This is a genomic window from Sphingobacterium sp. LRF_L2 (assembly GCF_965644235.1).
Lineage (GTDB): Bacteria > Bacteroidota > Bacteroidia > Sphingobacteriales > Sphingobacteriaceae > Sphingobacterium.
Window position 1 is genome coordinate 19,983 of record NZ_CBFFRI010000005.1, and the last position, 24,147, is coordinate 44,129.

19 protein-coding genes are annotated in these 24,147 nt (G+C 38.2%); 13 read left to right on the forward strand and 6 right to left on the reverse strand.

Translation table 11 applies throughout. From position 1 onward, the window contains the following. The first annotated feature begins 122 nt into the window (after nt 1–122). The 5 genes from rsgA (at nt 123) to ACSZOX_RS11590 (ending at nt 8,355) form a co-directional block, all read left to right on the forward strand. Complete coding sequence (rsgA, locus tag ACSZOX_RS11570; protein ID WP_437920131.1) at nt 123–1,043, forward strand: ribosome small subunit-dependent GTPase A; 921 nt, start codon at nt 123–125, stop codon at nt 1,041–1,043. A 118-nt stretch (nt 1,044–1,161) separates the two neighbouring features. Further along, nucleotides 1,162–2,949 carry a hypothetical protein gene (locus ACSZOX_RS11575; RefSeq protein WP_437920132.1) on the forward strand — a complete coding sequence of 596 codons (1,788 nt, stop codon included), beginning with the start codon at nt 1,162–1,164 and terminating at the stop codon, nt 2,947–2,949. A 145-nt stretch (nt 2,950–3,094) separates the two neighbouring features. Next, nucleotides 3,095–4,777 (forward strand): TrkH family potassium uptake protein, encoded by a 1,683-nt coding sequence (locus ACSZOX_RS11580; RefSeq protein WP_437920134.1) that lies wholly within the window; start codon nt 3,095–3,097, stop codon nt 4,775–4,777. Nucleotide 4,778: 1 nt separating this feature from the next. Then, nucleotides 4,779–5,465, forward strand: coding sequence for a potassium channel family protein (locus tag ACSZOX_RS11585; RefSeq protein WP_437920135.1), 687 nt, complete (start codon nt 4,779–4,781; stop codon nt 5,463–5,465). Between the two features lie 424 nt (nt 5,466–5,889). Next, nucleotides 5,890–8,355, forward strand: coding sequence for a YfhO family protein (locus ACSZOX_RS11590; RefSeq protein ID WP_437920136.1), 2,466 nt, complete (start codon nt 5,890–5,892; stop codon nt 8,353–8,355). A gap of 96 nt (nt 8,356–8,451) precedes the next feature. Here the strand turns inward: ACSZOX_RS11590 and ACSZOX_RS11595 are convergent, their stop codons facing one another. Further along, the gene (locus ACSZOX_RS11595; protein ID WP_437920138.1) at nt 8,452–9,048 is read right to left on the reverse strand and encodes a ribonuclease HII; all 597 of its coding nucleotides are present in this window, start codon (nt 9,046–9,048) and stop codon (nt 8,452–8,454) included. 134 nt (nt 9,049–9,182) lie between these two features. Between ACSZOX_RS11595 and ACSZOX_RS11600 the strand changes: the two genes are divergently transcribed. The 4 genes from ACSZOX_RS11600 (at nt 9,183) to fabD (ending at nt 15,236) form a co-directional block, all read left to right on the forward strand. Further along, nucleotides 9,183–9,905, forward strand: coding sequence for a hypothetical protein (locus ACSZOX_RS11600; RefSeq protein ID WP_437920139.1), 723 nt, complete (start codon nt 9,183–9,185; stop codon nt 9,903–9,905). 24 nt (nt 9,906–9,929) lie between these two features. Then, nucleotides 9,930–12,764 carry an outer membrane beta-barrel protein gene (locus ACSZOX_RS11605; RefSeq protein ID WP_437920140.1) on the forward strand — a complete coding sequence of 945 codons (2,835 nt, stop codon included), beginning with the start codon at nt 9,930–9,932 and terminating at the stop codon, nt 12,762–12,764. 185 nt (nt 12,765–12,949) lie between these two features. Beyond that, nucleotides 12,950–14,182, forward strand: a complete 1,233-nt coding sequence (locus tag ACSZOX_RS11610; protein ID WP_437920141.1) for a M16 family metallopeptidase — start codon at nt 12,950–12,952, stop codon at nt 14,180–14,182. Between the two features lie 166 nt (nt 14,183–14,348). Then, entirely contained in the window at nt 14,349–15,236 is an 888-nt protein-coding gene (gene fabD, locus ACSZOX_RS11615) for an ACP S-malonyltransferase (protein ID WP_437920142.1), read from the forward strand. A gap of 61 nt (nt 15,237–15,297) precedes the next feature. Here the strand turns inward: fabD and trhO are convergent, their stop codons facing one another. The 3 genes from trhO to ACSZOX_RS11630 all read right to left on the reverse strand — a co-directional run bounded on the left by trhO (nt 15,298) and on the right by ACSZOX_RS11630 (nt 17,341). Continuing rightward, on the reverse strand, nt 15,298–16,287 hold the full coding sequence (gene trhO, locus ACSZOX_RS11620; RefSeq protein ID WP_437920143.1) for an oxygen-dependent tRNA uridine(34) hydroxylase TrhO: 990 nt from the start codon (nt 16,285–16,287) through the stop codon (nt 15,298–15,300). A gap of 90 nt (nt 16,288–16,377) precedes the next feature. Further along, nucleotides 16,378–16,614, reverse strand: a complete 237-nt coding sequence (locus tag ACSZOX_RS11625; protein WP_437920144.1) for a DUF3820 family protein — start codon at nt 16,612–16,614, stop codon at nt 16,378–16,380. After that, entirely contained in the window at nt 16,595–17,341 is a 747-nt protein-coding gene (locus ACSZOX_RS11630; RefSeq protein WP_437920146.1) for a glycosyltransferase family 2 protein, read from the reverse strand. The genes ACSZOX_RS11625 and ACSZOX_RS11630 overlap by 20 nt, the downstream gene beginning before the upstream one ends. 155 nt (nt 17,342–17,496) lie before the next feature. On the opposite strand from ACSZOX_RS11630, the gene ACSZOX_RS11635 reads away from it, so the two are divergent. Then, nucleotides 17,497–18,186 (forward strand): FkbM family methyltransferase, encoded by a 690-nt coding sequence (locus tag ACSZOX_RS11635; RefSeq protein WP_437920148.1) that lies wholly within the window; start codon nt 17,497–17,499, stop codon nt 18,184–18,186. On the opposite strand, the gene ACSZOX_RS11640 is transcribed toward ACSZOX_RS11635, so the two are convergent. Then, complete coding sequence (locus ACSZOX_RS11640) at nt 18,179–19,099, reverse strand: glycosyltransferase (RefSeq protein ID WP_437920149.1); 921 nt, start codon at nt 19,097–19,099, stop codon at nt 18,179–18,181. The genes ACSZOX_RS11635 and ACSZOX_RS11640 overlap by 8 nt on opposite strands. Before the next feature lie 112 nt (nt 19,100–19,211). On the opposite strand from ACSZOX_RS11640, the gene ACSZOX_RS11645 reads away from it, so the two are divergent. Genes ACSZOX_RS11645 through ACSZOX_RS11655 form a run of 3 tightly spaced genes read left to right on the forward strand, consistent with a single transcriptional unit; the run spans nt 19,212 to nt 23,123 of the window. Continuing rightward, complete coding sequence (locus ACSZOX_RS11645; protein ID WP_437920150.1) at nt 19,212–20,663, forward strand: lipopolysaccharide biosynthesis protein; 1,452 nt, start codon at nt 19,212–19,214, stop codon at nt 20,661–20,663. Between the two features lie 2 nt (nt 20,664–20,665). Continuing rightward, nucleotides 20,666–22,027: a hypothetical protein gene (locus ACSZOX_RS11650; protein ID WP_437920151.1), complete on the forward strand. Its 1,362-nt coding sequence runs from the start codon at nt 20,666–20,668 to the stop codon at nt 22,025–22,027. After that, complete coding sequence (locus ACSZOX_RS11655) at nt 22,017–23,123, forward strand: CapA family protein (RefSeq protein WP_437920152.1); 1,107 nt, start codon at nt 22,017–22,019, stop codon at nt 23,121–23,123. The genes ACSZOX_RS11650 and ACSZOX_RS11655 overlap by 11 nt, the downstream gene beginning before the upstream one ends. Before the next feature lie 3 nt (nt 23,124–23,126). On the opposite strand, the gene ACSZOX_RS11660 is transcribed toward ACSZOX_RS11655, so the two are convergent. Next, nucleotides 23,127–23,870, reverse strand: a complete 744-nt coding sequence (locus ACSZOX_RS11660) for a DeoR/GlpR family DNA-binding transcription regulator (RefSeq protein WP_437920153.1) — start codon at nt 23,868–23,870, stop codon at nt 23,127–23,129. Nucleotides 23,871–24,147: the final 277 nt, after the last annotated feature.

Genomic DNA, 24,147 nt, shown 5'->3' on the forward strand with positions numbered 1-24,147 from the left:
AAAATAGTGTTCATTTGAAAATCCGTCGGGAAAAAAAAGCCTATTCTTTCAGTTTAATAAAGTTTTATTTATCATTTTTGTAAAATGATATTTGAATATATGAACATTCTTGTCTTATCCATATGCGCGGATTAGTAACAAAGTCGACGGGGAGCTGGTATACCGTTTTAGGGGAAGATGGACAGAAAATAGAATGTCGTATCAAGGGGAAATTTCGCACAAAGGGAATAAAGACCACCAATCCTGTTGCTGTCGGAGATTGGGTGCATTATGATCTGGAGCCAGATCAAGAAAGCGCCGTGATTACCGAACTTGAACCTCGTCGGAATTATATCATCCGTAGATCTGTGAATCTCTCCAAACAAACACAAATAATAGGGGCAAATCTGGATCAGGCATTCCTTGTCGTGACATTAGCCTCCCCCCCAACTTCATTGGGCTTTATCGATCGTTTCTTAGTGACAGCGGAAGCCTATGGTATTCCTGCTATACTTATTTTTAATAAACTGGATCTTTTTTCTGAAGAAGGTCTCGCAATACTCGAAGACTATACTGCGATATACGAATCGATAGGTTATCCATGTTATAAAGTCTCGGCCCAGGAGGGGACGCATGTTGACGAGATTCGTCGTCTATTAACAAATAAAACAACCTTAGTTTCCGGCCATTCTGGTGTAGGCAAATCAACATTGATTAATGCTATTGAACCTTCCGTTCGTTTGAGGACAGGAGAAATTTCTGATTGGTCAGATAAAGGTAAACACACAACAACCTTTGCTGAGATGATTGAACTTTCCTTTGGAGGAAAGCTCATCGATACACCCGGTATTCGAGAATTGGGGATTGTTGATATAGAAAAAGGAGAACTGTCGCACTTTTTTCCTGAAATGCGCTCGCGATTAAATCAATGCCGTTTTCATAATTGCAGACACATCAATGAACCAGGATGCGTTGTTCTGGAAGCTGTTGATCTTGGCGAAATCGAAAGCTCTCGTTATGAGAGCTACCTCAGTATCTATAATAATCAAGATAGCCGTAGCTAATATTTTGTTGTTATACAAAACATAATGGCCTAAATTTTGTCTCTTCTTTGTGATCTCTTCTTCATTTTCTTGTTGAATAGAGGGGGGATGCACTTGTCTGATTATTAATAAGATTTGTATGAAACCAATTTGGAAATGGATTCTAGGTGTTTTTCTGGTTATTGTTGTCGCCCTGAGCGGGGCGATTTGGTATTTCTCCAATAATTGGAAGCCCATTCTAGAACAGAAGCTTTCAGAAGTTGTAAACAATGCAACAGATAGTTTGTATACGTTGACGTATGATGCGTTGGAGCTAAATTTGGCTATTGGAAATGTGACGTTAAAGAATGCAGCGTTGAAACCGGACTCGGGCGTCTATGCGAAACTGGAGATGCTGAAAGAAGCACCGGATAATTTATACCAAATAAGTCTAAAAGAATTAAAAATAAAACGCTTCAGCATTTTGGATATATTGACGAATCGGAAGCTAACAATCAAATCTATCCGTTTAGAAAGCCCGACGGTATATCTGACAAATACTTACCATAGCTATAATGATACGTTGTCGAATAAAACAAAAAAAACGCTTTATGAAAGTTTTAAAGACGTTTTACATGCTATAAATGTCAGTGACATAGCGTTAGATAATGTTGAATTTAAGTATCGTAAAGTGCAGGAGGGCAAATCGGCTGACTTTGCGGTAAAAGATATTCAGATAAAGGTACGTGATGTCCTGATCGATGAGACATCTTTAGCCGATACAAGCAGGTTTTATTACACGAAGATGGTAGAGGTTTTAGTGCCTGGGTTTACCTATAATTTTGCCGATGGGTTTTACATGGCGAAGTTTGATGCGTTAAAAATCAATACGCAAGATCAGAATGTTTTACTCACAGACGTGTATTATCAGCCCGTAATGGATAGGTCCGCTTATTTCAAAAAACGAGGGGCGAATGTGACGATGACCCAGCTACACTTTGATACCTTACGTATGGAAAAATTGGATTTTAAAGCACTGATCGATAATCAGCACACCTTGGCCGAAAAAGTACAGATTAAGAATGGTTATGTGAAGCTTTTCGGGGATAAGCGCTATCCCAAAACACCACGTTTACAAATTGGAGAAGCGCCGCATCAGAAATTATTAAGGGCTAAGAAACGCATTGAGCTTGATCGTATTTTCGTAGAAAATATCGACGTCATCTATGGGGAGATGAGTGGAAAATATGGTAAGGAGGGAGAGATCACATTTAATAAGGCTAGTGGGGTATTGACCAATGTTACGAATAATAAGGCTTCTTTGGCGAAGAATAAATACTTAAAAGCCGATCTTCGAGCTGCTGTCATGAACAGCGGCCAATTGCATGCAAAATTTTCTTTTGACATGACAAGTGAAAATGGAGCCTACACTTATAGTGGAGATTTAAAACCTATGCAGGCGCGGTTATTCAATAAAGTATTAACCCCCCTTCTAAATGTCGAGGTAGCATCGGGCAATATCAAGAGCGTAAAATTCAATATGGAGGGTACCGATTATCGGACGTGGGGAGATTTTCGCTTTGATTACAATGATTTGAAAATTAATTTGTTGAATGAGGAAGGTGAACGAAAGTCGAAGAAGTTTTTGTCATTCTTAGTAAATCAATTGGTTATCAATGATAGCAATCCCGATGCAAATGAAAAATACCACATAGGTAAAGTAAATCACAAAAGAGTACCAGAACATACGTTCTTCAAAAATCTATGGCAGAGTCTTTTGGATGGGATCAAGCAAACAGCAGGCATAAGCCAAGAGCGAGAGGATAGGCTGGTCGGTACGGCGCAAAAAGCAAAAAAGACCTTAGAGGAGACACAGGGAAAAGTGAAAAAAACAAAGGGATTTTTTAATCGCGTATTTAAGAAACAGAAAGAAGAAGAGGGAGAATAGGTACGGACTTATTCGTTAGGTATTACAATAATTTTTAAGTTTGTTGGGTATGGGGGCTGTTATCGGTTTTTTTAAATATCTAATAAAATATAGGAATAAGTTAGTCGATCAAATTATGTTCTATGTGACTATGGTATGTGCACTTATGGCACTTATCCACATAGGCTATATCACCGACAGAGTATTGGCCAATACCTCGGAAAGGATCGTGGTTGGAATGTTCTACGTTTTGTTCTTTTTGGGAGGAATAAGGACTGCCGCCTCCTTAACAACAAAACATAAGATAGATGTCTCACATGTACTGGGACTTTCGCTAACAGCTTATTTTCTATTTGTTGTATTTGTAAGACTAAACAATCTGGACCATTTCTCCCAATTAGAGTGGATATATTTTGGTATTGCTATCGCGTTTCTTTCTGAATTGTCTAGGAATAGTCTATTTTTCGATAATTTCTATTTTAATCCCACGATTCTTTTTGTTTTGAGCTTTATCGCCCTTATTCTGTTAGGAACGGTTTTGCTGATGCTGCCTCGTACAACAGTATTGGCTCCCCTCCGTTTCGTTGATGCGCTTTTTATGGCGACAAGTGCCGTGTGTATAACAGGATTGACAGTAACAGATATTGCTACAAACTTCTCGTTGTTCGGTCAAACAATTATCCTCTTGTTGATACAAGTTGGGGGCTTAGGAATCATGACATTTACAGGTTTTTTTGGCTATTTTTTTTCGGGAGGATTTTCGTATAAGAATCAACTCCTGTTTGGCGAAATTCTTGGAGAGAGTAAGTTGAATTCCGTTATCACGACTTTGTTGACCATTATTTTTATTACGTTGTTTTTTGAGTTTGTTGGTGGCGTTTTGATTTTCTTATCACTGGATGTCTCCCTTTTTGATACGACAGGGGATCGCATATTCTTTGCGGCTTTCTATGCCATTTCTTCTTTCTGTAATTCTGGATTTTCTATACTGGATAATGGGATTCATAACGAGGCGTATAGGTTTAACTATAGTTTTCAGTTATGTATTGCTGGCATCTTTGTGCTCGGAGGATTGGGATTCGGCACTGTGTTTGATTTTTATACCTTCTTGAAACGATGGTTCCAGCGGTTGTTACAAAATGTTTTTCGTCGAAAACAGGTATTACCCAAACGAAGGGCCTTCACATTTAATACACGTTTTATCTTGTTATGTAATGGAATTGTAGTTGTTCTTGCTACAGCTTCCTATTTCCTTCTTGAGCAAAGTCATACGATCGCCGACGATACCTCTTTATGGGGGAAATGGGTAACATCATTCTTTATGGCGAATTCTTCTAGATCAGCGGGATTTAACAGTGTAAATATGAATTTCTTGGCGAGCCCCACATTAATTATGGTCGTAACACTGATGTGGGTAGGAGCGTCCCCAGGTTCTACAGGAGGAGGTGTCAAGGTTACGACCTTAGCATTAGCCGTATTGAATATTTTTGCTTTAGCTAGAGGAAAAGAATCTGTCGAAATTTACAAAAGGCGGATTGTGCCAGAATCTGTAAATAAAGCCTTTGCTATTATACTGTTGTCTATTCTGACCATCGGCTTTAGCTTTATTTTGTTAAATTTTTCTGATCCTGACAAGGAAATGAAAGACCTACTCTTTGAAACGGTTTCTGCCTATACGACTTGTGGACTTAGTCTCGGTGTGACGCCATCGTTATCATCTACAGGAAAAATCATCATTATATTTACGATGTTCGTCGGTCGTGTCGGTATGCTCACACTTTTGGTCGCATTTATCAAGAACACAAAGAACAAAAGTTATATTTATCCCACAGAAAAGATATTGTTTTAGCATGAAATATATAGTTTTAGGATTAGGACATTTCGGAAAATCGCTGTCTGTTCATCTGACAGAGCAGGGGCATGAAGTAATTGCGGTAGATAAAAAGTTGGATATTGTAGAGCAATTGAAAGACAAAATAACCCATACGGTTTGCATGGATACCACCGATCGCGAGGCGATGACCTCGCTGCCTTTGAAAGAGAGTGATGCTGTTATTGTCGCTATTGGAGAAGATGAGGGTGCTTCTTTACTTACTACAGCACTGCTAAAACAACTTCAGGTAAACCGTATTATAGGTCGTGTCGTTTCCGAATTACAGAAGACGGTCTTACAGGCGATGCAGATTGACGAATATATAATGCCCGAAGAGGAAGCAGCTGAGCGTTTAGCTATGCGTTTAGATAATATTGATATCATTGATTCATTTAAAGTGTCTGATCGTTACAGCATAGTAGAAACCCGAGTCCCTTTGCGCTATGTGGGTATGACGTTACGAGAAGCGAATTTAACGAATAAGTTTAAAGTTATTGTGTTGACAACAGTCTCGCTTTCTGAAAAGATTGTGAAGGGAAAGGTTGTGCAGGTCAAAGAAGCGTCTGGTATCGCCGCTTCAGAAACAGTATTAATAGAAAATGATATGCTTGTCCTTTTTGGAGAGCTCTCGGATATCAAACGATTGATACAACACGTAGACTAATAGCTTTTCTAAGCTGATTTTGGTCCTTTAAGGATGTTCTTTTTGAGTCCGGCTGTTGATTAGTACATTTATACTAAAAATCTCAATTCATTTCTATATTTTTGGCACGCAACAGAATTGTTCGCAGGAGAAGAGTTTCACTAGATTTGCTTTCAAACGAAAGTAAAGGTGAGAAGAGACTTTTTGAAGTGCGTTGGACATTCTATAGGACCGTTAAAAAACAAACCGAGTGAAACGAGCTCATTTATTTCGATGAAATCTAACACTCATAAATAATAATATTCATATGAAATGTCCATGCTTGCAAAGCACAAACACGAATGAAAATAATCTGAACATTCCATATGACCTTTAAAAAACAAACCGAGTGAAACGAGCTCATTTATTCCAATGAAATCTAACACTTATAAATAATTATTTACATATGAAACAGTGGTTTAAGGACAATTCTACACATCTCATTATTATAGCGATCTTTATTGTGCTGGTGTTTTTCTATTTCTCGCCAATTTTTGGAGGTAAAACACTGTCCCAGCATGATGTCATGCAGGCAGAGGGAAGCCAGAAAGAACTTTTTGACTACAAAGCGAAAGATGGAACTACTCCGCTGTGGACGAATGCGATGTTTGGAGGAATGCCAACTTATCAAATTTGGTACGATCATGCAAATAACATAACGACCTATATTGGAAAGGGTATACGTTCGGTATTTCCAGTTCCTACCGATGTGGTTTTATTATATCTGTTGGGGGGCTACTTTTTATTTTCTGTGTTACGCTTAAAACCCTGGCTTGCCGCTGTAGGTGCTGTCGCTTTAGCTTTTACATCCTATAATTTCATCTACATAGAAGCAGGACATGTCAATAAAGCTTACGCTATCGCGTATATAGCTCCTATTATTGGATCCGTTCTGCTATGTTACAGAGGGAATCGGATATGGGGAACGGCTTTGCTTGCGTTGTTTATGGCATTGGAAATTCGGACAAATCACGTTCAAATGACCTATTATTTGCTTATAGCATTGCTTGTATTTGTTCTATTTGAACTTTATTACGCTATTCGTGACAAAAAACTTAAGCCTTTTATACAAGCATCAGCTCTACAGGTAGGTGCTATCGTGGTTGCTGTCTTGGTGAATGCGTCTGTTCTTTATCCTACTTACGAGTATAGTAAGTTGACAATTCGTGGAAAAGCGAATATACAAAAGGTAGATGAAGGAACCGGAAATTCTGGATTGGATAAAGAGTATGCTTATGCATGGAGCCAAGGTGTGCGAGAGAATATCACCTTTTTGATTCCAAATGCTTATGGAGGTAAATCTGGTGGCGTGCTCGATGATAAATCAGAAGTCGTTACGACGATGACGAAGTTAGGTGTTCCGATCGGGCAAGCATTGCAGGCTGCGAATCAGGTAATGCCAACCTACTGGGGAGAAAAGTCCTTTACTTCTGGTCCTTGGTATTTTGGGGCCGCTGTAATCTTTTTGTTTGTTTTAGGTGCCGTAATCGTGAAAGGTAGAATGAAATGGTGGTTATTAACGGCGACCATTTTGTGTATATTTTTAGCATTTGGACGTCATTTCCCATTGATATCGGACTTGTTTTTTGACTATTTCCCGATGTACAATAAATTCAGGGCAGTAGAATCTATTCTTGTTATTCCGTCGATATTAATTCCATTATTAGCTATTTTAGGCGTTAATGAGTTATTAACAAAGTCTGCTGAAATTCCAAAATTAGATAAGAAAGTCCTTTATAGCTTCATTGGAGTCGGCGGGATCTGTTTGCTCGTTGGTTTAGTGCCAAGTTTGTTTCTGGATTTTAAGACCTCCTCGCATCAACAATTTGTAAGCGCAGTTGAACAGATGTTTGGTGATAAAAGTGCTGCAAACCAAGTTGTGAATGCTTTGGTAAAGGATCGATCTTCTTTAGCTAGTAAAGATGCATACCGTTCTTTTCTTATCGTCCTTCTAACTTTTGGTTTAGTTTGGCTTTTCTTGAAGAAAAAAATAGGTATGCCAGCCTTTGTTGCGGTATTAGGTGTGATTATCCTCGCTGATTTATGGTCCGTTGATAAACGTTACCTGAATAACGATTCTTTTGTGACTGCACAAACTGGAATGACCCATATCAAAGAGCGTGAGGTAGATCAGTTGATCCGCTTAGATAAAGATCCGAGCTACCGGGTACTGGATTTAACGACAAATCCTTTCTCGGATGCAAGAGCTTCTTTTTTCCACAAGAGTATTGGAGGGTATCATGCTGCAAAGTTGATGCGTTTTCAAGAAATTCTAGAGCATCAATTTAATGGAGCAATCAATGAAGACGTTTTGGATATGTTCAATGTTCGATACCTCATTACGCAAAACCAGCAAAATGGGACCGAACAAATACAACGTCGAAGTACGGCCGCAGGCAATGCATGGTTTGTAAATAAGGTAACCTTTGTTAAGGATAATGCACAAGAAATGCAGGCTATTAGTAGTTTTGATCCTAAAAAGGAAGCGTTTGTACATGAAAGTTTCAGAAACCAGTTGACGGGGGCTAAAATAGGACAATCTCCAAATGCCGAAATTAAATTGGTCTCGTACCATCCGGATACATTGAAATACGAATCGACTTCTCCTAATGATGCCTTTGCCGTATTTTCTGAAGTCTATTATGAAAAAGGATGGAAAGCGTATATTGATGGTAAGGAAGTGCCTATTATCAGAGCAGATTATATTTTGCGTGCCCTACAGGTTCCTGGAGGCAATCATAGCATTGAGTTTGTTTTTGCACCAGATTCAATGCGCATAAGTAACATCTTATCCTTAATAGCTTCTGTTGTTTTGGTTTTAGGTATTGGATTTGCCATTTGGATGGGTAGTCGTAAGAAACGGGTTTTATAAGAACGATACATATAACATGCTCTGTCTGTTATAAAATATAGTTTAATATATTAGCTTTAGAAAAGCCTCCGATTTTATTTAATCGGAGGCTTTTTTTTAGAATAATTTGAGTTGGGGATCTGTCACTCTGAATGTTTTTCTATGATGTGGTGATAAGCCAAACTCAAGTACAGCGTTTCTATGTTTTATTGTAGGGTAGCCTTTATTCGAAAGCCAGTCATAATTTGGAAAATCTAATGCCAAATTGTCCATGTATTCATCGCGATAAGTTTTTGCGAGTATAGACGCTGCTGCAATAGATAAATATTTGCCATCTCCTTTGATGATACACTGGTGGGGAATGTCTTGATAAGATTTGAATCGGTTTCCATCCACGATAATGTATGCCGCTTTTGTTTTCAACATATCTAAGGCGCGGTGCATCGCCAGAAAAGAAGCATTTAAGATATTGATTTGATCAATCTCTTCCGGAGATACACTGGCTACGGCAAAATCTAGCGCTTCCTGTTCAATGATTGGTCGTAAGCTCATTCTCTTCTTTTCGGATAACTGCTTAGAGTCATTCAATAGCGCATTGGAATAATCTGCCGGAAATATGACGGCCGCAGCAAACACTGGACCGGCCAAACACCCTCTTCCAGCTTCGTCGCATCCAGCCTCGACAAACTGCTGTTGAAATGTAGAAATTAACATGATACAAACTTACAAAAAACATGTAACTTCTCTGTGATAGCCTGCTGTTTACACTATTTTACATTTCTTCTCTCTTTCTTTGTAGATAGATTTTGTGATTTATATTTTATTGTAGGACAGCTAAAAGTTGGATAATGAAATTATTTTTTTTGGTATGTATGTTTCTATGTTTAAGTAGTCAAATCTGGGCGCAAAAGAAACAAAAGTTTCAAATGCTATCCAATCAAAGCATTACAGTCGATGCAGATTTACAAGATTGGCCGTCATTAGTTACTGTAGATAGTGCTGCTGGATGGAGCTATCAACTTGCCCAAGATCCGCTAAACATTTATATCGCCATGCATATTGTTGATCCGCAATTGCAGCATATTGCTGCTTGGAATGGCCTACTTTTTGAAATTCCTAACGATCAAAAAAATAAGAGCAGTATGCAATTCATTTTTCCTTTTCCTGATGGGGAGACGAAGCGCGCTGTAAAGTCTTCTGACTTCGAAACGAAAGTCAGCTACTTGCAAGAGTTGATTAGAGGAGCTAGAGGATATTATGTGAGCGGCTTTTTGACCGTACCTGACGGGATCTTGTCCGTTAACAATGACTATGGTCTAAAATCATCGGTCAATCTCGATGACAGTGGACTTCGGTACGAGGCGGTAATTCCTAAAAATGTCGTCAAAGCTACGAACAATCTTTTAACGCTAAAAATAGGTATTAACGACAGCCTTCTAGCTTCAAATAAGCATACACAGAGATCGAAGAATATACAGGCCGCGCGTAAGGCCCGTGGTCATCATCGACAATCGTCTAAAAAGGCAGGTAGGCCTCCGCTATCGGTGTTATTGGAGACAACAATAGATTAATTTTGAAAAGAGATAATGAACTATATGAAACATTTTTTTACGATTTTAAGCTTAGTATTCGTTCTATGCCATATGGATGTTTACGGACAGACAGGGAGAGCTGTGCAAGGGATGCTAAGAGACAAAGAGTCTCGAGTAGTGGCCGGCGCTTCGGTACAATTGATTGTGGGACAGGATACGATGGGTACAAGCTCTTCGCAGGCTGGTATTTTTAAATTTTCCAATGTAAGCGCAGCATTGTTTAAGATAAAAGTAACGAGTTTAGGTTTTGAGCCCTTCGAGAAAGAGATTACTTTTCCAGAGAATCAGGAAAGATTGATTATCCCTTCTTTCGAACTTCAAGGCATTGAAAATATGTTAGAAGAGGTTGTTGTCGACGGTGTTTTAACCGTGCAGGTCAAGGGAGATACAGTAGAGTATTCAACGAAAGATCTAAAATTACGGGAGGGTTCTGTTGCGGAGGATGCGTTGAAGAAATTGCAGGGGGTAGAAGTAGATAAAGATGGAAATGTTACGGCTCAAGGAGAATCGGTAACGCGGGTGCGCATCAATGGAAAGGATTTTTTTGGTGGAGATGTGAAAACGGCCACACAAAACTTGCCGGCGAATATTATCGAAAAAATGCAGATCATCGATGATTATGGCGATATGGCGAATTTGACAGGGAATAAGACCGGCGAGTCTACAAAAGTATTAAATATCGAGATTGATCCCCAATATAACAAAGGGTATATGACAACCCTTCGAGTAGGCGGCGGTACAGAGGACCGCTACCAGGCTACGGGAATGTTGATGGCGTTGAATAATAAAACTCAAGTGTCTGTATTAGGAAATATGAATAATATGAACGCAAATTTGTTTGATTTCAGTTCTATGGGCGGAGGAGCAAGAAATCGACAAGGTGGGGGCGGCGGACGAGGTGGCAACCCTTGGTCGGGAACAAGTGGCCTCACGAATACAGGATCTATCGGTTTAAATGTTCGTCATGACTTTAGCGATAAATTAAAATTATATGGGAGTTATTCCTTTGGTCGTGATGATAATGATGTTGTAGGAGGTTCTATTCGGCAAACGAAGTTGGACAATGTGACGCAATTTGATAATTCGAATGATACCAGTAATACGATAAATGCAAATCACCGTTTCGAGGCGAATTTAGAGTGGAATATTTCCGACAAAGATTATATTAAGATTTCACCACAATTGGGATTTGGAGATAACACAGCCAGTTCTTTGACGACTTCCTCAAGCTATTTAGGTGATGTATTTAATAATAGTCAGACACAAATTGCCGGATCCAGTGAATCTATACCAAGATACAGTATCAGTGGATTGTATAACCGAAAGTTGAATGATGCTGGAAGAAACTTTTTTATGAATTTCAATTACGATAATTCGCCTAAGAAGGCTGATTACGATAAAATTGTAGATATTGAAGTGCAAGATCCAAATAATGCAGATCAAACAATGCAGTCTGTGTATTGGAAAGCACTTCGTGAAGCCCGTAATAAAAGCTGGAATGCTGGAGGAACGTTATCCTATACAGAACCTATCGGCGAGAAGAATAGAATTGAGGTTACGTACGACTTAAATAAGAATAAATACGATAATAAAGATAAGCAAAATGCTCTTGATCAGAACGGTGAGGCTATCACAAATGCAGATTTGGGGCTAGATGTAAACTTCGATTATGACTTCGATTACTCTTTTACATCGCATCGCGTAGGAGCTAGCTTTGCCCATAACGGTGACAAGTTAACTTATTCATTGGGAGCTGCCGTGCAACCCTCAATACTAAGTGGCAATGCTTTTAGCAGTACAAACTCAGCGGCCATAGATAAGAATTATTTTAATATTATGCCAATTGCTCGCTTGGAGTATAAATTTTCCCGTCAGAAGAACCTGACTCTTAATTATTCTGGAAAAGCTAGCGAACCATCGGTGACACAGATTTTACCCTTTAATGTCAGTACAGAGCTGACAACGGTAACATTGGGAAATCCTGAGCTTAATCCTGAGTTTACGCACCAAATGCAGGTTCGATTTAGAAGCGGCGATTTCCAAAAAGGCAATACTTTCTTCGCCATGGTCAATGCGAATCTGACGAATGATAAAATTGTAAGTTTTAACAAAACGTATAACGATGATTCTGGTAGAAATTTAGGTTTGATTAGAGAGAGTAAGTATTTAAATGAAACAGCCGAACCTGTTTATAGCGTCAATTCCTTTTATCATTTCGGCAAAAGTATAAAGGAGAAAACGTATAATATCATGCTGATGGGAGGTGTGAACTACAACAAAAATGTTTCCTATATCTCGACTGACAAGGATGCGACCGAAGGGGAGAAAAATATAGCGAATAACCTCGTTTTTAATCAAGGACTTATGTTTCGATATAACCCATCAGAGAATTTAGAAATTAATCCTGGTGTTCGATACGTATATAATTATACTAAAAACTCGACAGAAGAGAACTCTCGTAATGTGCAATCTTGGACGCCTTCTTTAATCGGTTCGGTTAATATAACTGCTACGACGATTTTTGGTGTAGATGTTTCAAAAACATTTAACAGTGGTTATGGAAGCTTGAATGCAAATCCGTTTATTATAAATACCTATGTTGAACAGAAATTGCTAAAAGGACAGCGTGGCGCTATTCGACTACAGGCATATGATTTACTGAACGAACAAACGAGCATCTCAAGGACGGTAGCGGATAACTATATTTTGGATAGTCAGACCAATAGATTGGCAAGATACTTTATGTTGACCTTCACGTATAAGTTTCAGAAATTTTCCGGAATGAATCCTTTCCAAGAAAATCGTGGGCCAGGAGGAATGCGACCCCCTCGTATGTAAGATTTAATGTGTTCTATTTTTACGGCTGTAGTTCTGAAGGACTGCAGCCGTTTTTATTTTGAATTCCGTAACTTTGCATCTTGGTTATGAACCTGACTTAGAAGTTCTGTCCAAATCAAAATAATTATGGGGGCGTGTTGACTATTTTGAACTATTATCTTTAATTTTTTACATTGAGCAATATTATGGAATATGAAATTATCCGATTGGATAATGGTATCCGAGCGGTATTTCATCGCCAATCATCTCCTATTACACATACATGTCTGGTAGTAAATGCAGGATCAAGAGATGAGAAAGATGGAAAATATGGGATGGCACATTTTATCGAACATCTTCTTTTCAAGCAAACAGAAAGACGTTCAATGCAACAGATCTTAAATTATCTAGAGTCTGTGGGCGGGGATTTAAATGCTTATACAACGAAAGAATATACATGTATACATGCTTCTATCCTTAAACCCCACCTGAGTAAAGCATTAGACCTTTTTGAGGACATCATCTTTCATTCTACTTTCCCGGAGGACGAAATGGATAAAGAAAAAAGTGTAATCGCTGACGAAATGGCTTCTTATCTAGATAGTCCAGAAGAATCAATTATAGATGATTATGAAGATCTAGTCTACCGAAACTCTGGCCTAGGACATAATATTTTGGGCCTAGAAAAGGACTTGATGGCTTTTCAGACGTCTGATATACAGGATTTTTTGAAAGAAAATTACAGGACGAATGAAATTATTATAGGAATTACCGGTGATTATGAATTGAAGGTTGTAGAGAAGATGCTTAGGCGTTATTTTGAACCTGTTATATCCAATATTCCAGATAGGGTGAGGGGAGGACTGGTACTCAATTTTGGTGAACATATTGAACAATCGAAGCCGATAAACCAAGTGCACTTTATGGTTGGATCAGCAGCCTATGGTGTGCATGATGAGCGAAAAACAGGCCTCTTGCTGCTGAACAATATGTTGGGAGGCTTTGGTATGAGTTCTATATTAAATCTTTCTATACGGGAGAAGCATGGTATTGCTTATACGATTGAATCAAATTATACCGTTTTTTCTGATACAGGGCTCTTTACTATTTATCTGGGAACAGATGAAGAAAAAGTAAAGAAGGCCAAGAAGTTGGTTTTTAGAGAGCTGGATAAGATTATGTCTAAGGGTTTTTCCGAAGGTCAATTGCAAAAAGCAAAGCATAAGTTTAAAGGACAGATTGCCTTGGCAGAAGAAAATCGGATGAGCATGATTATCGCTGTTGCGAAGAACATTATGGATTATGATCGGGTAATGTCATTGACAGAAGTGTTCGAAAAAATTGATGCGGTATCTACAGAAGAGCTTTTGAAAACCGCTCAAGATGTGTTTGATATGCAAAAGTTTAGCTCGTTAACATTTGTCCCTGATGCGGGATGATTTTTTCCATTGTAATTGTATTTTTTGATTTTTTATATTCCCGCTGTAAAATATATGATCTTTTAAGGCAGTGGTGAATTTCATAAATTCATCTTAATATGCAATGAGAATATATTGCTGTTCAAGGTGAATTTGCGTAAGTTTGACTTTTTAATTATTAGTTTTCATGAAAACAGCTTATATTTTTCCAGGTCAAGGTGCTCAATTCGTTGGAATGGGGCAGGATCTGTATAATTTAAACGAAGAAACAAAAGCTCTATTTGAGCAAGCAAATGATATTTTAGGCTTCCGAATCACGGATATTATGTTCGCTGGGACAGATGAAGATCTCAAACAAACTAACGTTACACAACCTGCGATTTTTCTGCATTCGGTTATCTTAGCTAAAGCTTTAGGCGATCAATTTAAGCCCGCTATGGTTGCGGGGCATTCTTTGGGTGAGTTTTCTGCTTTGGTAGCAGCAGGAGCTTTGTCTTTTGAAGATGGATTAAAGTTAGTTGCACAGCGTGCGAATGCAATGCAGAAGGCCTGTGAAGCTCAACCATCTACAATGGCAGCCATTTTAGGTCTAGATGATGAAACCGTTGAAAAAATTTGTGCACAAGTTGAGGACATCGTTGTCGCAGCAAATTACAATTGTCCCGGCCAATTAGTCATTTCTGGAACGATTGAGGGTGTTGATAAAGCTTGTGCTCTATTGACAGAAGCAGGGGCAAAACGTGCTCTAAAATTGAATGTTGGTGGAGCGTTCCACTCTCCATTGATGGAGCCTGCCCGCGTAGAATTACAACAGGCGATTGAAAACACAGAGATCAAGGAACCTGTGTGCCCTATCTATCAAAATGTGGATGCTAAATCGTACACAGATCCTACAAAAATTAAAGAAAATCTTATTGCTCAGTTGACGGGGGCTGTTCGATGGACACAGACTGTTCTGCATATATTGGCCGATGGAGCAGAAGCGTTTATAGAAGTGGGACCAGGAAATGTTTTACAGGGATTGGTAAAGAAAGTAGATCGTTCTGTGCAAACTTCTGCGGCGACTATAGACTAATATAACGAGTGATCTTATATAAAAAAGCCTAGAATTTTTTCTAGGCTTTTTTTGTAAGTTCTTAGTGTGCTGTTATTTGCTCCTTTGGAGGGAAATTCTTATGTTTTCTCTTGCTAATTTTTTCTAAATTCACGGGTTGAGGTACTTTTACATAATAGCCAGTTCCGTCGTAGAGGCGTTTTCTAGGGTGCTCTGTGCAGATTGTAGAGCAGCAGCCCTGCATCTCCCATCCACACTCATCACATTGCGTGAAGTGCTCGTTACAATCTGGATTGGCACAGTTAATCATTTTTGAACTGACTTTGCCACAATTTTTACAGGTCGACACCACGCTAGGGTTAACGGAATTTACTTCCACTGTGACCCGGTTGTCGAAAACATAGCATTTACCCTCAAAGTCCTCGCCACCGGCTTCTTTGCCGTATTTGATGATGCCACCATGAAGCTGATAAACATCCTCAAATCCTTCTTTTAAAAGAAGAGCAGAGGCCTTTTCACACTTTATTCCACCGGTACAATAGGTTAATATTTTTTTGCCTTTATACTGCGCTAGCTCTTTTACTTTTTCGGGAAATTCTCTGAAGTTTTCGATATCTAATGTTACGGCATTTTTAAAACGACCGACGCTATGTTCATAATTAGAACGTACATCAAGCACAACGACATCCTCTTGATCTTTCATTGCAAGGAATTCTTGAGGTTCGAGATGTTTCCCCGTTTCGCGATTAGGATCTATGCTTTTTGGATCGCGTAAACCGGAGTGTACAATTTCAGGTTTGTATCGACAGTGCATTTTGATGAATGAAAGTTCTGAAACGTCATCAATTTTAAATTCTGTTTTTGCAAATCTAGGGTCAGCATGTACAGCTTCCATATACTGTTTACAGGAGTCCGGTGATCCCGAAACAGTTCCGTTAAGACCTTCGTCTGCAACAATGATGCGGCCAACAAGATTTAATGATTTACAAAATTCCAAGTGCTGTGCCGCAAATTCTTCGGCATTTTCGATAGGGCTGTAGCAATAGTACAGCAAGGTCTGATAAGTATTCATATGCATTGATACCGCTGCAAACGGCGTTTAATGTGTTAAAATTATTTACTGCAAAGGTACGTAAAAAAAGATTCCAAAACCTGACAAGGGTCACTTTTTAATGAGAGGTTTTAACAGATACTCTAGCCCATTTAATTTAATTTCATAGAGAGTTGCTAATTGCATTCCCAATTTACCTTTCGGAAATCCCTTTTGATTAAACCAGACAAGATAGGGCTCTGGCAGATTGCATAGGAGCCATCCCTCATACTTACCAAATGGCATCTTCGTCTTTGCAAGTTCTATTAGGAGTTCGGGGTTAATACCATTAATCTCTTGTCTTGCCATGTTTTAATCTGAAAATAAGTAAACGTAATGCAATGACTCCATGGTTCAACAGATTAGGAATGGTGCCATAATGCTTTTTAAATATTGTAAAACGTTCGTTTAAGCTCTGCTTATGCCGCTTTTGTGACATTCCACCAACGAGGTACTTAGCGACATAGTCATTGACATTGACGATGTGAGAAGACTTCTTTGCGGCCTTTATCACCCAATCAATATCAGCACTAAGCTTATAGGATGTATCGTAAGGCACGGTTAAACTGCGTTTAATATAAATGGCTTGATGGCAGATATTCATTCCATAGCGAAAAGAACGCCAGTTAAAGTGTTCAGGAGTTTTATGTCTACGGTCGCCTAAAATTTGTCGATGTTCATCAACCAATTTTGTTTCTCCGTAATAGATGTCCGCGTCCTCCTCTCCGGAAAATATTTTTTCTAATGTTGTCGCTTCATAAAGTTCATCACCCGAATTCAGAAATAGCACATATTCTCCTGTTGCTTTTGCTAACCCTTTATTCATGGCATCATATATTCCATTATCTTTCTCCGAAATGAGAAGATCAATGTGTTCGCTATATTTTTTTATGACATCAAGCGTCCCGTCTGTTGAAAGACCGTCTATAATGATATACTCCACGTTTCTATAGGTCTGTTTGACCACCGATTGGATAGTAAACTCAATATCCCGGATATTGTTGTAGACGATGGTGATGATGGATATCTTTGACATAGAAAAATATGATTGGGTAAAAATACGAATATATAATGTTGTTTAGAAGCACAAGGGAAATCTAGATTAGATATTTCGAAATTTAAGCAGATAAATTATTGTATTTCAAAAAATAATGCTAATTTGACTTCCCGATAGAACAAGTTAGCTAAGATATGAGTTCTTTAAAAAAAACCTTTTTAAAATATATTCCTATTGATAAGTTTCTTCATTCCAATTCCTATTCACAAGATGGAGAAGATATGATTATGCGTGGATTTTATGAACATTTAAAGAATTATAAGGGCTATTATGTTGATGTAGGCGCGCATCATCCTTACCGATTTTCCAATACAAAATATTTTTATGATAGGGGCTGGAAAGGGATTAACATAGAACCCTCTCCTCAGGTAAGATCTCTTTTTAGATTTTTCAGAAAGCGCGATATAAATTTAAATATTGGGATAAGTAGTGAACCTCAAGAGCTCACGTATTATTGTTTCAATGAACCTGCTTTAAACGGATTTTCAAAAGAACTTTCCGAGTATCGTGACACTACACATGCCAAATATCGGCTCATTAGAACAATTCCCGTCAAAACCCTACCGCTTTCTCTTGTCCTAGATCGTCATCTCCCGTCAGGTCAAAAGATTGATTTTTTCAGTATTGACGCAGAAGGGTTTGATTTGATTGTTCTCCATTCTAATAATTGGGAAAAATACCGGCCAAAGTATGTGTTGGTGGAGGATGTTGTAGATATACTGAAATTGGATGAATCAGAGATATATAATTATATGATTAAATTATCGTATAAGTTGGTGGCAAAAACCTTACGAACGTTGGTGTTCACGGATGCAGCTATGTAGGCAAAAGGAACTTTATTTTTTTTTTCAGATATCTTATAGCCCTAGCATAGTAATTACCTTTTCTGTGCGTATAAAAGTATTTTATGGCCTCGTAAGCAGTTCTATTTTCCTCAATTTCCTGAGGAAAATATTTCATTTTATTACTTGCTAACTTAATGTGGTAAACATTATCTTCATCAGAATGTGTACCAGATCCATCAGTGCCGATATTTTGTATCATGGACTCTCGAGGGTATAAGGTTAAGCCGTTTCGGTTAAATACAGATAGGTACCACCTGATTGCCCATGAATTAATCTTTCCAGCTTTAAAATCCTTTACCTGTCTCCAAAAATTCTCTTTCCCATCGATACTGAACCTCTTTATGTCAGCAGATTGGAAGTCTTGTGTTAAGGCCTCAATATCAGAATTGAAATGTGACCAAGCGCGATTCCAAGTTGCCCAACCCCAGCTGTTTGCAACTCTAAAGAAAAAAGATTTTGGAAGCCGTTTGGGAAATTGAACGGGATACATGTAACCACTGATTCCCATAACTCGGTCTTCTTTTTCATATCGAGTAAGGGCGTCGTTAAAATATGTAAGTGCGTAGGGCGATGTTTCTAGATCGTCTTCCAAGACAATAATACGACCATGTTCGTTGACTATTCGAGTGACGCCATCGATAACATTTTCTGCTAAGCCCCAATTACGTGTGCGTTCAATAATCGTGATATGTTTAAATTCCCAAGCTTCGCGAATGATTGCCCGAACTTCGTTAACAGCCTCTACTGCGTTTGCATTCTTTGGGGCATCAGAAATAATGTATAGTAGCGAGTTATCTGCTAGTATATTTTTTTCTAATGCGGCCAATGTTCTTCGAGTATGCTTAGGACGATTGTAGACGAAGAGGACAATAGGTGCTAAGTTCGACATCATATTATTTCATTTGTATCAAAGATATAAAGTTATTTCTTGTGGCGATTTCTTTTTGAATCTTTTTCCATCTTTCTAAATGACTTTGTTAAATTTGTTTTTTTGAATCTTTTTCATGAGTGAAAATACAAAGCAAAACACCCTTAATGGATTGTTTTGGAATGCTGTTGATCGTTTTGGTTTTCAAATAGTGACCACTATAGTCGGGGTTGTAACTGCCCGTGTGCTGACGCCAGAAGACTTTGGCGTTTTAGCGGTATTACTAATATTTTCAACGATTGCAACGACTTTTGTCGATAGTGGTTTGGCAACTTCCTTAGTGAGATCTCGCGATGTGGAAGAGAAGGACTACTCAAGTATGTTTGTTTTTAATCTTAGCATTAGTGTTTTGATTTATTTCATACTTTTCTTTTCTGCTCCCTATCTCGAGAGGTTTAATGGTATAAAAGGACTTACCTTGTATGCAAGAGTTCTTTTCTTGCAGTTATTGATACATTCTCTTGGGATTGTTCAATATGTAAAACTCTTAAAGAGCTTTTGTTTTAAAGAAACTGCTCGGATTAATGTTCTATCAGTTGTTTTTTCGGGAACAGCAGTTATTCTTATCGCCTTGCTTGGTTATGGGATCTGGGCAATTCTCCTCCAAACTGTTTTGTATTCTTGTTGTCGAACAGGTATGTTATGGATATGGGGGAATTGGAGGTTGGATTTTTCTTTTTCTTTTAAATGTTTAAGAAAACACCTTCGTTTTTCTCTTTCATTTATGATTGGAAGCATGCTTGGAAAAGTTTTTTCGCAAAGTTATTATTCATTTATTGGGAAACACTTTTCCTTGGCTGAAACTGGATTTTATTTACAAGCGAATAAATGGGGCGAAACCCCCAATCTATTAATTTCTTCTATTGTTCAAGGCACCACCTTATCCACCTTGACGCCTATTCAAGATGATTATCCCAGATTTCTGAATGCTTGTCGCAAATCAATGCGTACGCTAGCTTTTGTTTTGTTCCCAGTCAGCTTCTGCGCTATCGCAGTTGCCGAACCTGCATTTATCTGTTTCCTATCGACAACTTGGGTTAATTCGATCTTTTACTTTCAGTTACTTTGTTTTGCTGGTATCTTTATATCTCTCACCGATTTAAATGTGAATTTTTTGAATATCAAAGGCAAGTCAACTTATACGTTATGGTTTGAAGTAGGTAAAATTTTCTTTGCCATTATACTATTGTTACTGACTTTTCGTTTAGGTATTCTTTATATTATTGTAGGACAAATCGGGGTAAGAGTTGTTTCCTATTTCGTTGTCACATTGTTTAGTGGAAAAGTGTATGGATATACCTTATCATGTCAGTTCGTGGATCTTTTGCCATCGTTTGCGATTAGCGTAATCGCATTCGTTACCGCAACTGGAATCGCTTATCTTATCCCAAATTTATCCTACTTACTGCTGCTGTTGCTTCAAAGTATTATATTCGTATGCGTCTATATCTCGGGAAGTCATTTGTCTCGTAACGATATTTGGATGGATTTGTTCAATATGGGTAAAAACAGACTAACAAAAAAATAGAAATGGAAGTTGCAAGAGGTAATTGGGTTGGTTACGGTACGGTTTTTTACAATGAAAAACTAGGATTACATAGCACCTCGATTGAGGATGTTATTGATTACAGTAATTTGGAAATAGATATGAAGGGACTGTCTTCTTATCTTGATTACGGTTATTGTGTGTTTGGACTTACGCCCGTAAAATATGTGAAATATCTTCAGCCGAACGAATCTTTGCACAAGACTGAAGGTAAAATCCAAGTATTTTCCAACGTCGATACCGTAATTAACAAAATAGGGTATCGTACACAGGAAGACGACGTATTACATTTGATTGAAGACGCATTAGCAAAATGGACTTCGTCTATTGATGGAAACATTTTGATTCCAACCAGTGGCGGGTTTGATTCGCGTTTGTTAAACGTTCTTATCAAAGATAAACAAAGGATAAAGGCATATACTTATGGCACTTCTTTCAATCAAAACTATTCGCGAGAAGTTGTTTATGCACAGCAGCTCTCTCAGCGGCTTGGAACCTCATGGCAGCGCGTTGATTTAAAGTCATTCAATAATTATATAGGTGAGTGGTATACATTGTTTGGCCCTTCGTTAGCTGCTTCCGGAACTTACCATATGGAGTTTTATAAAAAGATTGCCGAAATCGAAAAATTTCAACATTTGTCTTTGTTAAGTGGTATTGTCGGGGACGCTTGGGCGGGAGCGGTCGCTGTTCCTCATATATCTAATGTCGCATCTTACTCTAAACTGGGATACACCCACGGTATGACCGCTAATTCTATGTTGGCTACGGGAGTTGATTACAAGGATGTAGTCGAACCAATTTTTGAACGACAAAGACAGTTATTAGATCTCCCTGAATTTCGTATAATTACGGCAATGCGTAACAAGATGCTGTTGTTGCAATATTTGATTCGGGTTCCGTCTTTGTATGGATTTGAGGGATTTTCACCATTTATCGAAGAGAATATTGCATTGGCAATGTTAAACTTACCTTTAGAGCGTAGAGTTAATAGGCAGTGGCAAAGAGATTTTTTTAAAAAAAATAATGTGTTGTTTGAAGAAGAAAAACACCAATATACCTATCAAAATTCTTTAAATTATTACGCTTTACTGAGTAGTTCATTGGAACCACTTAACGTATCCTTACTTAAGGAAGTAATATCGTTGAAATATTTGGAATGGATTAATTTTAGAGTGGGCAATATTGGTGGAAAAGAAAGAATTTTTCAATCCTTAATGCATACGCCGAAAATCAAAGAAGTTTTGAAAAAGGTTGGTTTTAAAAATGGGCTTTTAGAAGCTTATTTTGCCTATATTACGATTAAGCCAATAGAAATACTTTTATCGAAGAGAAATGCATCATAAATTACTTTTTGTCGGAGATGTTGTTGCGCAGTCAAAGCCGGAATTCTCGAACGAGTTAAAAGAACTGTTCAAGCAGCAGCATTTTTGTTGTTGCAATGTGGAAGCTCCGCTCAGTGGAGTAGGATATCCTCAACAGAAGACGGGACCATTGCTCAATCAAAATAAAGAGGCTGGAAAATGGTTGAAAAATCTAGGATTTAATCTGTTTTCTATGGCTAATAATCATATAAATGATTACGGAACGGACGCTATGTTATCAACTTCTGAGGCCTTCGGATCGGATGACTGTTTTGGAGTTGGGGATGAAAATAAGGCGTATTCGATGTTAGTTAGAGAAGTGGAAGGGATACGCTATGGTTTTTTATCTTATGGAGAAAATGGTTTTGGAGCGTTGAACGGTGATAGAGAATACGGATATGCTTGGGTTAACCATTCTCAAGTCGACTCTAAGATACGCGATTATCGGAAACAAGTAGATGTACTAATTGTACAAGTACATGCTGGAGTGGAGATGATAGATGTCCCTATCCCCGAATGGCGAAAAAGATATCGGGAACTAGTCGATTGTGGTGCCGATTTGATTATCGGACATCATCCCCATGTGTTGCAAGGTGTAGAGATTTATAAATCGAAGTATATCGTCTATAGTTTAGGTAATTTTTATTTTGATGGTATCTTAAATTCTAGGGAGTGGAATCTAGGTGGAATTTTACAGCTGCAGGTAGATAGGGGAAATATAATTGAACTGAAACTTTCTGTTGTGATTAAAGATGAAAATAAATTAATATTAAAGACAGATATTGAATCGGTAGAAATATTGGATACATTGAATAGAAAATTAGTAGATGAAAGGCAATACGTAAAGTATGTGGACGAAATAGCAGAAGAACAGTGGAAGCAACATCATATCCATTATTATGCGAAACCATTTAACGGAATTGGAAAATTCACATTGAGATCATTAGTAAAGCATTTTAAGCGATTGGTTTTTAATAGAAGTATTGATTATCGTATGCTGTGGCATAACATGGAAATCGAAAGTAATTTCTGGGTAGTTCGGCGGGCTATCCAGAAATTTAATCGTGAGAAAATATAAATATTACAGTACTGTAATGGATTTTGCAAACTCCCTTAATTTAGGGTGATTAGAATCAAGGTCAGTAACAAGATAGGTCACATCGCGCAGTGGTGCTACTCTCATTTTCTGGTTCGAATTTAATTTTTCGGTTATGCTAAGAATAGCAACATTCTTCGAACATTTGATCATTGCCCGTTTTATTTGTACCACCTCCCAATCAGAATCTGTTATTCCTTCGTCTAGTGAAAGACTATTTGTGCCTAGGAGACAAAGGTCTACGCGAAGATCTGAAAGTTCATTGATAACTTGTGCTCCTGTTACAATGTTGGTGTTTCTCGATAATTTACCGCCAATGAGTATGACATCAATGTTTTCCTTCTCCGCCAGTTCCAAAGCAACCAAAGGACTTATCGTGAAGAATGTACATTGTATTTCGCTGGGTACAAGTCGAGCCAGTTCAATCATGGTTGTTCCTCCACCCACCAATACCGTCATCCCATTTTGTATCAATGAAATAGCCTTCTTCGCAATTTCTTTTTTTGACTCTTTTGCATAAACATTTCCTTCCTGGAAAGGAAATTGAAAGGATTTCGATAGGGCACCCCCATATACTTTAAGTACTTGCCCATTTTCTGCCAACTCATTTAAGTCCCGTCTTATGGTGTCTTCGGATACATTAAGCTGTAGGCTTAAGTCTGAAGACAGAACTTTGTTGTGTAGATTTATTTGGTGTATAATATAGGCCTGTCTTTCTTCCTTTAACATAATTCAATTGATTAGTTGATGATACCTTTTTACTATTATTCTTCAGACTGATTTTCATCAGTTGGTTTGATTTTGGTTACCCCTGCTTTGAACCTCGGTTTAAACCCAAGCGGTTTTGCGGGCGTATCTTCGGATTGTGTTTTGTTTTCCGTTGTAGGCGCAATGTCGGTGTTTTCCGCAGGATTTACTTCATCAGTGGTATTTTTGGTTACCCCTGCTTTGAACCTCGGTTTAAACCCAAGCGGTTTTGCGGGCGTATCTTCGGATTGTGTTTTGT